Source organism: Salinibacter pepae, assembly GCF_947077775.1.
Taxonomy (GTDB): domain Bacteria; phylum Bacteroidota; class Rhodothermia; order Rhodothermales; family Salinibacteraceae; genus Salinibacter; species Salinibacter pepae.
Window position 1 is genome coordinate 636,176 of record NZ_CAMTTE010000001.1, and the last position, 14,504, is coordinate 650,679.

Consider the following 14,504-nt stretch of genomic DNA (forward strand, 5'->3'; position numbering starts at 1 on the left):
GGATGAGCGGTGTTCAGCCGACGAGTCACGGCCGGCCCTTCTTTTTAGATGAAAAAAAAACTGAACATTTGAAATAATCCCAGCTGGGACAAACCTCACCACATTCGTTCTTCCTGGAATTAGCATCAACCTGATCTATGATCGAACGCACAGAGAACCGTATCAACAATGACGAGCTGGCGATCCCGTTTGTCGGGACTCGGAATCCGGAGAAAGCCCCGCACCAGTCATCACCCCGGAAATACGCCTACGGACACGGGAGCGGGGCTGGCTGGTCAAGCAGGCGTGGAGGAACAGAGTCCAGCGAGAGCGGCCGTCCCTTGAGCGAGGAGCCACAGATAAGCGAGCGGCTCGAGGACTTGGCCCGTCCGCTCGTGCGGATCTACGAGCGACAGCCCCCCGGGACAATACAGGCAAAGCCCCCCCTGCCCTCGCTGGACTGCCCGACTGGCCGGGCGTACCTGGAGACCGGGCTCGTCGTAAGCGAGCTCATCGGCCGCGACCAGAAGCAAGGCCAGATCCGTGCCGGGGCCATCTACGACCGCCTCTCCCGGCGCGCCTGCCGGGAGCTGCGCTCGTCCCATGGGCCGAATTTGATCAGTGCGGGAGGAGATGCGGAGGTCCTTCGTGTCGCCTGGACGCCGAGCCCTATCGACGCCACGACGTACCTCCACTTCTCACGGGGCCCTTTGCTAGCGCGGGCACACGCTACGTGCCGACAACTCCAGGCAGGGGCCGCCGAGATTGCCGAGGCGACCGCTACCCTCTTCGAAGACGGTGATCCCAAGTCCCTAGAGATACTGCTTTCCACTTTCTGGGAAACGAAGGCTTATGGGAACCCCCGCCGTCCCGTTAACTCCCCGCCGCCCACTTATCCTTCCGCCCCATCCCCTTCCACCTCCTCCTATGTCCTTGAAGCCCTTTCGGATCTATCCCCATCTCTCCATCCTCCCTCGGCTAATACACCCCACGTACGGGAAGTACTGAAGGAGGTCCAGAATAAGAAAAGCCTGCTTCTGACGCCGATTGAGCGGGAATGGGCGGCAGCTACAGAGGACGTATCGGATGTAAAGCTTGTACGGGCATGGAAGCACGAGTCCCTTCCCAGCGGCAGAAGCCCCAGTGGCGCGCAGGGCGTGTCCATCCCCCCGAACGTCTCCGAGGGGCTCTACTGGAAAATCGAGGACCATCTTCCCCGGGTTGCAGCGGATGCGGAGCTCCGGCGTGCTCTGGTGTACCTCAAGATGGTCGCCCGGCCGGACCCGCGATCCGGGTACCTGCCGTTCCACGAAACTGCCGTTGCCCACATCCGGGGCGCGCCCAGCCTCGCAGACCGGCACGAGGCGCGGGTATACGACCTGGCCGAGCGGCTCCAGGAGGCCGTCGCCAAGGACATGAAAATAGGGAACGCAGGTCCTCCTCCCTTTCGCGTCGTCGGGCACGCAAAGGGCCAAAACTGCGTGCAAATTACCCCATTCGCTCTCCCCGATCCTCTCGAAGAGGCATTTTCCGAGGAGGCCAGCCGGGCCCTCCTGGCGATCACCACCGGCGATCTCCGGGCAACGGTCAACCTCGAGTCCGGCAACAGGGGCCGCCCAGAGCGGCGGCAGAAGCGCAGGGAGCGGCGGCGAAGGAAAGCAGAACGGACCGGCAAGCGGCACGACGTACCCGACCGTGCCCAGTGCTTGCAGCAGGAACTCCACGACCTCCCTCAGAGTCGCTTTCGGAGCAACCTCAAAAGCGCGAAAGACAAGCTTCTCGCCTTAGCCGAGGAGCGAGCCGAAGAGCAGCCTGAAGCGGGGGCCGCCCCGAAAGTGCTCCCCTACCTCGGACAGCTGCGGGCCATCGCCGACGTGAGCGTTCCCCTGTATAAGTTTACGGGGAGCACCCTCCGGCTCACTCCGGCGGGCCCCTCGCTCGCGGCGCTCCCGAAGAAGATGCGGCGGGCGGTTTTCAGCGACTACCTCGAAGTAGACATGTCTTCCGCCCAGCTTGCGCTGGCGGGGTCCCTGTGGGACTTTCCCGCCCTGCGGGAATTCCTGAGAGAGTGCACAGGAAGTGACAGGAGCTGGTGGTCGGAGCTGGCTGGGCATCTGGCCGAGGAGCTCCCTGCCCCCCACTACGACCCGGGCAAGCACTTCGAGGCGGTCAAGGGCACGCTCAAAGCCTTCACATACGGCCTTTTTTTCGGGATGCAGCGGAAAAACCTGCGGCGACTCGGGAACCCCAAGGCCGCCTCCACCGACGAGGCCCAGTACCACGAGTCGGCCCGTAAGATGAACCTTCTCTTTCTCGGGAAAGCCCGTTTCCCGCACGAGAAGAGAGCCATCCAGGCGAGGGCCGGAAAGGTTGGGAGCGCGCTCCTCAGTCACCCCCTGATCGAAGGGCTCCTGCGGCGGCGCGAACAGCTGCTCTCCAAAATTCGGAAAGATGGGAGCATTACCGACTGCTTCGGCCGCTCTCTCGACACAGGCGGGGGCCGAGACGCGAAGAGCATCCTCGCCGAGTATATGCAGAACGCCGAGCTGAGGGTGATGCTGCCGGTCGGGGAGACGGTCTTGGGCGACCCGGAGCTGAGGTTCGGCCTCTGGCAGCACGACGGGGTGACGATCGCCCCACGGCGGCGGAAGCCCTGGGCATACCGCGGGGCTGTTGAGACGACGCGTGAGGCGCTTCAACGAGGCCGAGAGGGGCTGGCCGAAGAGATGGACGTGCCACCGATTGAAACCGAGCTAACCGTCGACTACGGGAAAGAGTACCTGGCGTCTTGAGAGCTGAAGGAAGAGGGCAGTGTCGTTGCCGAGTCATTACCGACCTGTGGAAATTTTGGGGCTCGCACAGGTCTGCTGATCCGAATCAGTTTGGTGAAGTGCAAGAATTTGGACCACCTTCCCACCATATCTATGAACCGGAGGAGTTATTCCAAAAAACGATGGCACCTAATCCGAAGCTGAACGTTTTTCGGCATTTACTGTCGTCCCTGAAGCTATCGAACTGTTCGGTCTTGGTACTCAAATCACGCATGAGGGCCGAACACTCCAGCGAGGAGGCCCTCCGAGTACTTCACAAGTGTCATGATGAAATGGAATTCCAGACAGACAACGAGATTAAGGAGCTTGAAGACGGGTCGGTTGGCGTGCTTGCTGTGCCCCGCAGCCATTACGAGAAAGTGCTTGAACGACCCACGTTCGGTAAGCTGGCGTAGTTTTTTCCTAAGTCAGTTCTGTTTGGAAAAGGATTCTACGGCATTTGGAAAACTCTTGCTATTCCACAAGGGTATCAGAATCGTTCTGAACCCCAAAGACGGTAAGAACAGCTGCTTCGCTCGGCTCAAAAAATGCTCATCGGCGGTTTTCTAGGGTGCAACATCATGAATGACTCACGTCCCGAGGGAAAAAGCTCAACAATATACGATGTCGCGGAACGTGCCGGAGTGGCAATCTCGACAGTTTCTCGCGTGTTAAATGATGACGAGGACGTTGCTGAGTCTACTCGGGAACGGGTTCTCGAGGCAGTAGAGAAGATTGGTTATACTCGGAACCGTGCAGCAAGATCGCTAGCAATACAGACATCAAAAACTATTGCTGCTGCACTACCGACATTCACGACTCCTTTTCACAATGAGCTTTTAAAGGGTGTACGGGACCGATTAGAGGACGAAGATATTGACCTAATGATATGTGACCTAGAGTGGGAATCTATAAGGTCGTCTCTCGAAAGCTTTCTTTCTAGGGGAGCTATAGAGGGTCTAATTTTTGCGGGACATATCAGCGACGCAAATGTTATCAATCGCCTTAAAAGCCTAAGTATACCAGTCGTAGTTATAGGCACAAAGGTAGATGGACTAGAATCCTTTCATTGGGATAACAGGTCAGGAGCTCACATGGCCGTTGATCATCTAGTTTCCATCGGACACGATAGGATATTTATGATTTCTTCTCCGACCGAAAATATACCATCAAAAAGGAGAGAAGAAGGGTTTTTCTCAGCACTGGATTCCAAAGGAATAGAATACGAAAAAGACTCAGTATTCTACGGTGAGACACTTAAACATGATGGTTTTAGCGAAGAATCAGGCTATGAGGCAATGAGCAAAATACTTGACTATGACAGTAGTGTATCCGCGATATTCGCTAGTAGTGACGTACATGCACTTGGCGCCTGGCAAAAAATAAATGAAGAGGGCATTAGTGTTCCATCAGACATTGCCATTATTGGTTATGACAATATAAAAGTCAGCAGGTACGCGGGACTAAGTAGTATATCCCAAAACATACTCCAAGTTGGATTTGAGTCCACAAATAGTCTACTCGAAATAATGAAAAGAAGTAAAACGGAAACTAGATCAAACAAAGTAGAAATATGTCTTATAAAAAGGAAATCGACGGCTGGTAGGGACTAATGAGAAATTTCTACAAGTAGACTTTCTTTCGTAAAAAACCTTGCGTGAAATGCCGGAAACAGATTCCGAATACCAATACCCGTTGGTCTCTCTCTTTACAGGTGCAGGGGGGCTAGATATAGGGCTTGAGAAGGCTGGCTTTAATACAGTTTTTGCGAATGATAATAAAGATTGGGCATGTGAAACAATAAAGAGAAATAGAAGGCTATCTGGACTAACAAAACAAGAATTTGGAAATTGGTTTAATAAGCAGATACAGCAAAGGTGTCACAAGTATGCCTCTGACGAAGAAATAGAAAACTTAAGGAGACGTGTAGAGCCTTCCAGAAAAAATAAGAGTTTCTTAAACGATGCTAATGTTGTCCAGGGTGATATCTCCGATATCTCCTCGCAGCAAATAATGGACGCCGCGGGTATAGAAGTAGGTGAGGCCTCGGTAGTGGCGGGTGGCCCCCCGTGTCAGTCTTTCAGCCGCTCTGGTGACAGAGAATCTGTAGAGGTTGATAAAGGACAGTTGTTCGTTGAGTTCGTGCGTGTGGTGGATGACTTAGAGCCATCCTGGTTCATATTTGAGAATGTCAAAGGGCTGGAGACCGCTAAAACAGATGTTCTTTACGAGGTCTGCTTAAATTGCGGAAACCAAGAAATACCCCTCTTCGCCAAAAGACAAGAATGGACCCCGGAAGCCTCTCCTCCATCTTCTACTTGCAGTACTTGTGGTAGTAATAAATTAGAGTGGGAGCTTGAGGAAGAAAAAGGCGGATCGCTAAAAATTATAATCAACGAGTTCGAAAAGAGAGCCGGATATGATTGCCAGTACAAGGTTTTGAATGCAGCAAACTTTGGCGCTCCGCAAAAACGCAAGAGACTGTTCATAGTAGGGTCTGAGGACGGGTCAGATTTTTCTTGGCCTTCTCCCACACACATGGATCCCAATAAAAACGGATTTCAGGTTGACGCCTTTGCAAGCAGCAACGGTGCTCGTCGACCCTGGGTCACGATGTGGGATGCTATTTGGAAGGATGGACATTTCAAGTATGGTGAGTTGGATCCTGATGTGGCTCGGTTATGGGTACGTAACGTCGTTCGTCCCAAGGACGAGCCTGTTACGTGGAGATTGGACAAACGCCCTTCCCCGACTGTTGGAGCTCATCAAGCTGCCAAGTTGTCGATTGCGCCTAACGGCGTTCCTGAAAAACAGATCGAACGCCAACAGTGGCACACGAAAGGAAATCGGCAAGGGGATACTCCACCCGTAGAGGTCGAATATGAGTTTCTAAGCGATGGTGAGTTACTGATGCTCCAGACTTTCTCTCAGAACCGGTACCTATACGGAACCCGAATGCAGCGTGCTAAGCAGATTGGTAATGCAGTACCGCCCCTCTTAGGGGAGGTTGTCGGGGAGGCAGTAGCAGAAGCTATGGAAACGCGGAAAGCTTCTTCTTACTGTTGAGAATTCAGGTGGCAGGTCGAGTCTTTGAATTAGCTCTCAGGATCATGCATCGCTCGGGAAAACGGCTGACGGCAGACCACAAGTTTTCTTTAGTACTCATCAGCGGTCTGCTGTCGGCCGATCCCGTTCCGTGTATACTGAAATAGTACTCCCGCAGTCCACACGCACTGCTGAGGTACGACCAGAATTGAAACCAAGGAATCAGCCGCTATTATGTAGGGGGCATAAAACTGTCATTTGGTACGCACCCTCTGATGGCTGGACCAACTGTTGCTGCATTCACCGATACTGAACACCAACGGGCTTACAAGCTTCTGGCCTCCAAAGTCGCTACGATGGGTGGTCGTAAGCTGGAAGAGGATGATTGGAACTCAGTTTATTTGCAGACAAAGCGTTTTCCAGAAAGCGGATGGAGCAACACCGATCTCGATATCAACCATGAGGGTCTTGGAGTTGAGTCGAAACTTCTGAAGTCGACTCGTAAAGGTGGGGTCTCATCATACTTCGGGGATACAGTCATGCACCCTGCTGGTACTCGGGCCGTAGACACACCCGAGTATGGTTTTGGGAACGGTGATGCCGACGAGGCTGCTCATTTCATGGTTCAAGAGTACGCGGACTACATCCGTAGACGACAGAATGAGGTCAGAGAGAACTCTTCCGACGGTGAGGCTGATCTTAGGCTGTCTCTGTTGATCTGGGAAGAGGATCTTTCAGAGTTCATCTATTTTGAGCGCCGATGGACTCCTCCTGATCCTGATGACTTCTATGGTGAGTGGTCCCATAACCCCCGAAGTAGCAGTAAGAGACAGTCTAGTACCAGCCTACATGTTTACAGAGAAGCTAACGACGAGAAACGTTACTCAGTGACAGATCCAAGTAAGGGGGTAAAGGTCCAACCGTATATCGACGTACCAGAAGAGGACAGCGACCATCTATACCACTTCGTGGCCCAGGGGGAGACGCCTGGAGCCTCAATGAAAAGACGGGTGTGGGCTCCACCCACTCTTGATACGTATTTGAAGACGAAGCTTGGCGATGACGTAGACGGAGAGATGCTTAGCAATAAAATCTATGAGTTCGCTGACAGAGTCTCTTCGGGAGAAATCGACCTCAGTTCTGACGATGGTGTAGAGTCCATCTCCGTTGCTGAGCCTTTCGATATCACTCAGGAAGCTTACTCGATACTCCAAGAATTGTCGGAAGCAAGCGACACCGACGCTCTCAGGCTGGTTGCGAGAAAGCTGGAGCGCAACCAAACTGGGACTTGAACGCGGATTAATGATGAGAGTAGCCGCGCTCAGAGCAGATCGGGTACACACATACCGTGAAGTGTGGTACTCAGCCACAACAGTTCCATCATCTATCCTTTTCGCGAACCTGTTACGGAACTGCACCTCTTCGGCGTGTTTTTGAGACAGGTACACATGCGTCGCGCAAGCTCGGAAAGCGTAACAATCGGTCTTTTCTCCCCAAACCTGCTCCCCTGTGATACGCCCCGATAAGCTTCCGAAAGTGCTGACCGAGGCCGAGACGGAGTGTCTCATTCAACAACCGAATCAGCGATACTATGGCCTCCACCGCGACTACTTACTTCATGCGGCTAATGCTGGATGCGGGACTTCGAGCATCGGAGGCGGTCTCCTCTCGGCCTGAACACGTGGACCTGATGAGCGGGAAATCAATGGTCCGAGAGGGCAGAGGTGCAAAGGACCGCACACTCTGGGTTGGAGGAGATTTGCTCGACGAATTCCAGGAATGGATGAAACGTCACCCAGAACCAGACCAGTTACTCCCAACGCGAAGCGGGAAGAATGTGGCGACCTCGCGCCTCCGTCGGTCGGTGAAGCGGTACACTCGTGATGCGGAGATTGAAGAAATAGAGCGGGTTTCTCCGTACCTTCCGACACGCCTCTTGCTATACGACTACACCGGGACACTGTAAGCAGGCGACACTAGCACCCTACGTCTTCCGAAACTAAAATGGCAAGGGTGAATCTCGGAAGATGTGTAAGATATGCGTAAGAGTGATTAGGGTGTCTCCCGCAGATCGGTGCTCAGCGCCTGTAAGGTATAGTTTGCGGTGCCATCCAGGTTGTATTCAAAATCCGTTGGTGCTTACGCACCGTGAGGGTTCAAGTCCCTCCTCGGGCACCCCCATTCCCCTCGAACATCGCCCCTGAGCGCCGTTTGCCGGCGCACCCAGGGGCTGTTCTACCGTTGAGGGCCCCTGCCGGGCGGACAGCTCTTCGAAAAGGCCCGTCGTGACGGAGGCGTCCGCGGGAGGCCCACTCCGGTCCCCGCGGGGATCGCCACTACGGGCGTCGGTGAGGCGGACGCCAAGGGGCCCGCGCCCCGGCTTCCTTCCATTCTCGGGCCCGTTGGCCGGCGGCCCACGGCAACGAAAGGCCCAGACGACCGGGCAACGAGCTCGCTGAACTCAAGACTTCTTCCCGCATCGGCTGTCCGCCCTTTCGCCCCTCTGTTGAAGAGCATTCCTCTGCACCGACGAAGACGAGGGGGAGGTCCCATTGCCCGGTCGGCGCCCGCCAACCCAACACAGATGGGCTTAATTTTGGCTTTACGAGTCGCCCAAACCTTTCCGTATAACACAGGTAGGACGTGACGACATTGGGGCGGCGTTCCCTCCCAACGCGTCGCCTCCTGCGATGGGGCCCCCTCTGGTGTTCTCCTTTCGATGTCTTCTCCTTCGTCCGTCACGTCCCCTCCTCCATCAAGTGACGAATCCCCCCAGGACTCGTCTCGGCCCCGCACCGCCGGCTCCGCCCGCAACATTGTGGTGTCCCTCCTGCTGAGCGGGCTGGTGCTGGCCGGGGTCGGGTACGCCACCTTCGACGCCGGCGCCTTCCGCCGCCTGATCCAACACCTGCGCCCGGGACTGCTGGCCGCGGCCCTCGCCGTCGCCATCGCCCGCATCGGCCTCGGGGGGTGGCGCCTCCGCCAGGTCTCGGAGGGCCGCCTCTCCCTCCGGAGCGGCACCCGCGGGCAGCTGGCCTGGGACTTCTTCTCCAGCGTCACCCCCTCGGTCGTCGGCGGCGGCCCGGTGGCCGCCTTCTACGTGGCCCGCGACGAGGACCTCGCGGTTGGGGAGTCGGCCGCCCTCCTGTTCTTCTGCGTCCTGCTGGACCAGCTCTGGTTCCTGGTCGCCATCCCGCTGCTGGTCCTGGCCACCTTTACCATCGACCTGCTGCCCCGCGCGGCCGGCGCGGTCGGGGGGTGGACCCTGCTTGCCTACTTCGGCGGGCTGGGGGGCTGGGCGGCCCTCTACGCCTACGCCACCCTGGTCCGCCCCCGCCTGCTGGTGGCGGGGGCCGACTGGTGCGTCCGGTGGCCCTACCTGCGCCGCTTCCGCAAGACGGTCATGCCGGAGATGCGGGCCTACTTCCGGCGGGCGCGCCACCTCGGGAGCCGCCCCCCTGCCTTCTACGCCTCCGGCTTCGCCCTGACGGCCCTCACCTGGATCGCCCGCTACGCCCTCGTGGTTCTCGTCGTCCGCAGCGTCTACGCGGCCGACGCCCTGCTTCTCTTTGCCCGCTCGGCGGCAATGATGCTGGTGGGCCTGATCATGCCCACCCCCGGGGGCTCCGGCGGCCTGGAGGGCCTCTACGCCCTCTTCATCGGCCCGCTGATGCCGGAGGCGCTCCTGGCCCCCACCCTCCTGACCTGGCGCCTGCTGGGCTACTACCTCTTCATCGCGCTCGGGGCCTCCCTCTTCCTCCACCAACTGCACCAAAGACGGGCCGGCGGGGCAACCCGGTGAACACACCGCAGACGCATCGGCGGCGGATGGGCCCTAGAGGAGCGCCCAGGCCCCCACGACGAGCATGCTTCCGGCGAGGGTGCTCCACACGGCGTGATGGCAGACGTTCCCGAGCCGTCGGGCGGTGGGGCCCGATTGGGAGTCCGGCCGCACGTCGGCCGCGCGGTACAGTTCACTGCCCCACCCGCACCGCGGGAGAAAGTCGATGGCCACATGCAGAAACAGCCCCGTGGCGGCGCCAAACACGACGGCGTGGAACGCATCGCTCGTGGGCGGGTCGATCAGCCCAACGGGGACCGCAGCGAGGCAGACCGCCGCGGCGGGCCAGAGCAGAAGCAGTACAGAGGCCCCTCGTCGCCGGAGCCGCCGGGCCGCGGCGTACCCGGCGGGGCCTTTGTGGGACACGATGGCGAGACCGAGGACGGCCCCGAGGGCCGGCATCGTCGCGTAAACCGCCCCGATGACGAGACCGGCCCCCAGCGCATGCATCGACAGCACCCAGACGACCGGAATCGACGCGGCCCCCCTCTCGGGCTCTTGGGGGGAAAGGCCGGTATGAATCGCGAACCCACCGACGATTCCGAGCGCGATGCCAAGCCCCCCGAACGACACGTCGTGCGACACGGCATTTGGCACCAGGAAGAGGGCGGCACTCGTGATCATGGCCCCGCTCGACAGCCCGTACGCCCAGGCCAGACGACGAAGCCGCCGCGCCACCGTCCCAACGACGTACGTCTCGGCCCGACGGCCCATCTCTGCCCCCGCCATCATGACAAGGAAGGCCGTCCAGCCGATCGCCAGCAGCTTCATCAGGCCCGCGACGAGGCCAAAGACCGTCACCAGCCCCATGCCACACGCAACGAGGCCCGTCGTCCATTGGACCGCACGGTGAGAGGGCGTCCGGGTCGAAGTTAGAGAACTCATGGCAGCCGTTGTATTCTGTGTACCGTGGAGAACCCAAGGTCCGCCTACGCCTGTGACAGGTGAGTGCCCCACGTCGGAAACGGGTCGGCAATGGCGCCCTCCCCGTCGAGACAGGCCTGTTCTTCGTCAACCGTCATGCGGCACGCATCCAGACGATCCCGCAGCTCGGCCTCGTCCATGTCGACGCCGATAAAGACGAGTTCCTGCCGCCGGTCGCCGTACTCCTCGTCCCAGCGGTCAGTGATAAGCGCTCGGGTCTGCGGATCGTCCGGCCACTCCTCGTCTGGAAGGGCCGCCCACCAGTAGCCGGTGGGGCGCTGGTCTCGCATCCGTCCCGCCTGCGACAGCTCGCCCACCATGGCGTCGCGCGTGCCGAGCCAGAAGAATCCCTTCGCGCGGATGACGCCGGGCCACGGCCCCTGGAAAAAGTCCCAGAAGCGCCGGGGATGAAAGGGCGCCCGTGCCTGGTACGTAAAGCTTGTGATGCCGTATTCCTCCGTCTCCGGCACGTGCTCGCCGTCCAGTTCCTTGACCCACCCCGGCATGCTCTGAGCGGCCTCAAAATCGAACGCCCCCGTGCCCATGATCGCGCCCAGATCGACCTCCGAGTGCTGGGTCGGGACGAGCGTCGCCTCCGGATTGAGCGTCCGCAGCACCTTCGTCAGAAAGTCGACCTCTTCCGCGGAGACGAGGTCCGTCTTGTTGACCAGGATGACGTTCGCAAATTCGACTTGATCGACGAGCAGATCGACCAGGGTCCGCTCGTCGTCCGGCCCGGTCTCCTGTCCCCGATCCGCGAGCAGATCGGTCGAGTTGAAGTCCTCGGTAAACCGGTGCGCATCCACGACCGTCACCATCGTGTCGATGTTCGCAACCTCGGAGAGGGTGTGCCCAAACTCGTCGGACAGGTCGAACGTCACGGCCACCGGCATCGGCTCCGAGATGCCGCTCGACTCAATCACCAGATGGTCGAACCGGCCGTCGTCGGCCAGCGCCTTAACCTCGGTGAGCAGGTCCTCCCGCATCGTACAGCAGATGCAGCCGTTCGACATCTCCACCAGGCGCTCGTTAGTCTGGACGAGGTCCGACTGTTCCTCGACGAGCGAGGCATCGATGTTGACCTCGGCCATGTCGTTCACGATCACGGCGATGCGGCGGTCCTCGGCGTTGTGAAGAATGTGCTGGAGGAGCGTCGTCTTGCCGGCGCCGAGGTAGCCGGACAACACGGTTACAGGAAGTTTGTCATTCATGTACAGAAGGGGCAGGAGGGACAGTCAGACGTGCATGAGATTCCACGAGTGAGCGGGCGGTGGAACCAGTTCGCTCCCGGTCCCACCGCGCAACGAAACTCACTCGCATGTGCCGGCCCCCGCGACTAGAACGTCGTGGAGAGGCTAAACTGCACGTCGCGGCCCGGCGAGAGGGCGTACCCCTTGTACGTGTCCAGGAAATCGCGGTACGTCTCGTCGAGCAGGTTGTCCACGCCGACCGAGACGGTGAGGGGCGCGCCCAGGCCCAGCGCCAGCGTGGTGCGGGCCTCCACGTTGACGACGCTGTAGGCGCGCGTCGAGGCGGTCCCGAACGGCGGATTTGGCCCCTGTGTATCCAGCGCATCGAACTGCGCGAAGGGCTCAAACCGGCCGGCGGCGTCCTTCTCAAGCGACCGCTTCAGCGAGAGCTCCACCTGCGAGTTGCTGAGGGGGCCCGTGTCGGCGGGAACCCAGCGCACAAAGCCACTGACGGTGTTGGACGGCAGCAGCGGGAGCTCCCCGTCGCCCCCCTGCGCCCCCAGGCCGTCGCCGGTGCCGTCGAGCACGGCGGCGGAGCCGCCCACCTGCAGCCACGGCAGCGGGCTCGTCTCGACCGTCGCCTCGATGCCCGGAATCAGGGCGTCGGTCTGGTCGGCGGCAAATTTCGGAAGGTTCCCATTGGGGCCCCTCTCACCCGTATTCTCCAGGTAGATGTAGTCCTGGATGGCGTTGACGTAGCCGGTCACCTCGGCGGTAAGGCGGTCGCGCCGCACGCGCAGCGACAGATCGGCGCTGTAGGAGCGCTCCGGCTCCAGGTCCGGGTTGCCGACCTGGAAGGCCGCCACGCCGCCGTGCACGCCGCTCGCGTAGAGCTCAAAGATGGAGGGCGCGCGGAAGCCGGAGCTCAGGTTCGTCGCGATCGCGATCCCGTCGCCGAACGCGTAGCTGGCCCCCACGGCTCCCGAAAGGGTGGTGTACGTGTTGTCCAGCTGGTCGGAATCAGTGGTGCGGTCGTTGGGCACCGCCTCCACGGTGCGCACGTCCAGGCGGCTCCCGAACGAGACCGTGATGGGGTCGAGGTCGAGGTCCTCGAAGAAGAAGACGCCGGTATTCCACGTGCGGGCCGACGGCTGCAGCTCGGCCGGGCCGCGCGTGTCGGCGTCCTGGTGCTGCACCTCCGCCCCGATCGTGCCGCTGAGGTTTCCGATCGAGGGGTGCGCCACCTCGAGCCGCCCGGTGTAAATGTCGGTCTTGAGGTCGAGCGGGTAGTCAAACCGCGCCAGCCCGCCGCCGTCGCGAATATCGCCCAGGTTGGTGCCCGGCGCCCCCGACTGCCGGATGGAGCGCTGCCAGCTGAGGCGCGGCTTGAACACGAAACCGTCGGCGACGATGTTGCCCTTCAGCACGACGTTGCTGTGCGCCAGGTTCTGGCCGAGGCCGTTGGGCGGCGGCGAGGTTGGATTGTCGTCGTCCGGGCCGCCGGTGGGCAGCAGAAAGTTTTGGGCGTTCGACCAGTAGTCGCCGTACAGCTGCAGCGTCCCGAACGCGCCCTGTAGGCCCACCTGGCCGTACGTGCTCCACTGCTCGAAATTGGTGAACGGCACCTCGCCGGTGTACTTCGGGTCGCCGAACGTGCCAGTGTCCGGATTCTCCTCAAAGAATGTGGAGGCGTCGGGCGTGTGGTAGTTGTCGGCGATGCGGCGCTCCGCGCCCACGCGCCAGCCCACGTTTCCCTGCGCCGCGCTCAGGTCGAGGGAAACCGCCCGCTCGTTGTTGTTCGTGTAGTACTGGGTGGAGGCGGACCCGCCCACCTCAAACGCGTCGACGCCCGTGGTGGGGGCCGGCTTGCTGATGACGTTGATGGCCCCACCCAGGGCGTCGGAGCCGTAGAGGATGCTGCTGGCCCCGCGCACCACCTCCACGCGCTCGGCCTCGCTCGCGTTGGTGGTGGGGAAGTGCCGCACGCCGAACTGGTAGTACTCCTGGGCGATGCCGTCTTTCAGAAGCACCACCCGCTTGCCGCTCAGGCCGCGGAGGACCGGCTTGCCGGCCTGCGCGCCCGTCTGGATGGACGAGACCCCGTCTACGTTTTCCTGCAACAGTTCGCCGAGGGCGGCACTGCGGCCGCTCTGCAAGTCTTCGGTCCCCATCACGTCCACGTCCTGCGGCGCGCGGAGCGTACTGCGGGCGCGGGCCGTGCCGGTGACCGTCACCCCGTCCGTCTCCAGCACGCGCTCTTCGAGCGACACGTTCATTTCGCGGGTCTCGCCGGCCTGAAGGGTAACCTCCCGGACGGCCGTCTGGTAGCCGACGAACCGAATTTCGAGGGTGTGGGGGCCGGGCGGAAGGCCATCGAGCGTGTACCGGCCGTCGGGGCCGGCGGTGGTGCCCCGCTGAAACGCCACGTCGGCAATCTGGGCGCCGGGCAGGGGCGCCCCGTCGGCGTCCGTGACGGTGCCGGTCACGGTGCTGCGGGTGGACTGGCCCTCGGCGGTGGGGACCAAAAAAGTGAGAAGAGAAAGAACAACAAGAATACGGGTCGACATAAAAGCAGGACAAACAGGTGCGGCGGAGCAAACAGATCGGGGCCGCCCATCGGGGACGGGCGGGAACGACGGAAAGGAGGCCTGTTCGTCGCAGTCGCGACGCCCTGGGGCACAGACGCACACCCATTCCACGGGGCCGGGGGGGCGG

At 60.2% G+C, this 14,504-nt stretch carries 10 protein-coding genes; 7 read left to right on the forward strand and 3 right to left on the reverse strand.

What is annotated here, in order from left to right:
- Positions 1-137 precede the first annotated feature (137 nt).
- The 7 genes from OJA40_RS02775 (at position 138) to OJA40_RS02805 (ending at position 9,636) form a co-directional block, all read left to right on the forward strand.
- Complete coding sequence (locus OJA40_RS02775; protein ID WP_263809900.1) at positions 138-2,771, forward strand: hypothetical protein; 2,634 nt, start codon at positions 138-140, stop codon at positions 2,769-2,771.
- 251 nt (positions 2,772-3,022) lie between these two features.
- A complete protein-coding gene (locus tag OJA40_RS02780; protein ID WP_263809901.1) occupies positions 3,023-3,205 on the forward strand; it encodes a hypothetical protein in 183 nt (60 codons plus the stop codon).
- A 165-nt stretch (positions 3,206-3,370) separates the two neighbouring features.
- Entirely contained in the window at positions 3,371-4,402 is a 1,032-nt protein-coding gene (locus OJA40_RS02785; protein WP_263809902.1) for a LacI family DNA-binding transcriptional regulator, read from the forward strand.
- A gap of 49 nt (positions 4,403-4,451) precedes the next feature.
- The gene (locus OJA40_RS02790; RefSeq protein ID WP_263809903.1) at positions 4,452-5,855 is read left to right on the forward strand and encodes a DNA cytosine methyltransferase; all 1,404 of its coding nucleotides are present in this window, start codon (positions 4,452-4,454) and stop codon (positions 5,853-5,855) included.
- A 254-nt stretch (positions 5,856-6,109) separates the two neighbouring features.
- Positions 6,110-7,126 carry a hypothetical protein gene (locus OJA40_RS02795; protein ID WP_263809904.1) on the forward strand — a complete coding sequence of 339 codons (1,017 nt, stop codon included), beginning with the start codon at positions 6,110-6,112 and terminating at the stop codon, positions 7,124-7,126.
- 335 nt (positions 7,127-7,461) lie between these two features.
- Positions 7,462-7,800: a site-specific integrase gene (locus OJA40_RS15455; protein ID WP_263811009.1), complete on the forward strand. Its 339-nt coding sequence runs from the start codon at positions 7,462-7,464 to the stop codon at positions 7,798-7,800.
- A 753-nt stretch (positions 7,801-8,553) separates the two neighbouring features.
- Positions 8,554-9,636 (forward strand): lysylphosphatidylglycerol synthase transmembrane domain-containing protein, encoded by a 1,083-nt coding sequence (locus OJA40_RS02805; RefSeq protein WP_263809905.1) that lies wholly within the window; start codon positions 8,554-8,556, stop codon positions 9,634-9,636.
- 33 nt (positions 9,637-9,669) lie between these two features.
- Here the strand turns inward: OJA40_RS02805 and OJA40_RS02810 are convergent, their stop codons facing one another.
- The 3 genes from OJA40_RS02810 to OJA40_RS02820 form a co-directional block, all read right to left on the reverse strand.
- Entirely contained in the window at positions 9,670-10,560 is an 891-nt protein-coding gene (locus OJA40_RS02810) for a ZIP family metal transporter (protein ID WP_263809906.1), read from the reverse strand.
- 44 nt (positions 10,561-10,604) lie between these two features.
- Positions 10,605-11,810: a GTP-binding protein gene (locus OJA40_RS02815; RefSeq protein ID WP_263809907.1), complete on the reverse strand. Its 1,206-nt coding sequence runs from the start codon at positions 11,808-11,810 to the stop codon at positions 10,605-10,607.
- Between the two features lie 125 nt (positions 11,811-11,935).
- On the reverse strand, positions 11,936-14,356 hold the full coding sequence (locus OJA40_RS02820) for a TonB-dependent receptor (RefSeq protein WP_208427594.1): 2,421 nt from the start codon (positions 14,354-14,356) through the stop codon (positions 11,936-11,938).
- Positions 14,357-14,504 lie beyond the last annotated feature (148 nt).

What these genes read in the sequence shown, in the direction of transcription:
- OJA40_RS02775 (WP_263809900.1), top strand. Translation starts at nt 138, where the DNA reads ATGATCGAACGCACAGAGAACCGTATCAACAATGACGAGCTGGCGATC.
- OJA40_RS02780 (WP_263809901.1), top strand. Translation starts at nt 3,023, where the DNA reads ATGAGGGCCGAACACTCCAGCGAGGAGGCCCTCCGAGTACTTCACAAG.
- OJA40_RS02785 (WP_263809902.1), top strand. Translation starts at nt 3,371, where the DNA reads ATGAATGACTCACGTCCCGAGGGAAAAAGCTCAACAATATACGATGTC.
- OJA40_RS02790 (WP_263809903.1), top strand. Translation starts at nt 4,452, where the DNA reads ATGCCGGAAACAGATTCCGAATACCAATACCCGTTGGTCTCTCTCTTT.
- OJA40_RS02795 (WP_263809904.1), top strand. Translation starts at nt 6,110, where the DNA reads ATGGCTGGACCAACTGTTGCTGCATTCACCGATACTGAACACCAACGG.
- OJA40_RS15455 (WP_263811009.1), top strand. Translation starts at nt 7,462, where the DNA reads ATGCTGGATGCGGGACTTCGAGCATCGGAGGCGGTCTCCTCTCGGCCT.
- OJA40_RS02805 (WP_263809905.1), top strand. Translation starts at nt 8,554, where the DNA reads ATGTCTTCTCCTTCGTCCGTCACGTCCCCTCCTCCATCAAGTGACGAA.
- OJA40_RS02810 (WP_263809906.1), bottom strand. Translation starts at nt 10,560, where the DNA reads ATGAGTTCTCTAACTTCGACCCGGACGCCCTCTCACCGTGCGGTCCAA.
- OJA40_RS02815 (WP_263809907.1), bottom strand. Translation starts at nt 11,810, where the DNA reads ATGAATGACAAACTTCCTGTAACCGTGTTGTCCGGCTACCTCGGCGCC.
- OJA40_RS02820 (WP_208427594.1), bottom strand. Translation starts at nt 14,356, where the DNA reads ATGTCGACCCGTATTCTTGTTGTTCTTTCTCTTCTCACTTTTTTGGTC.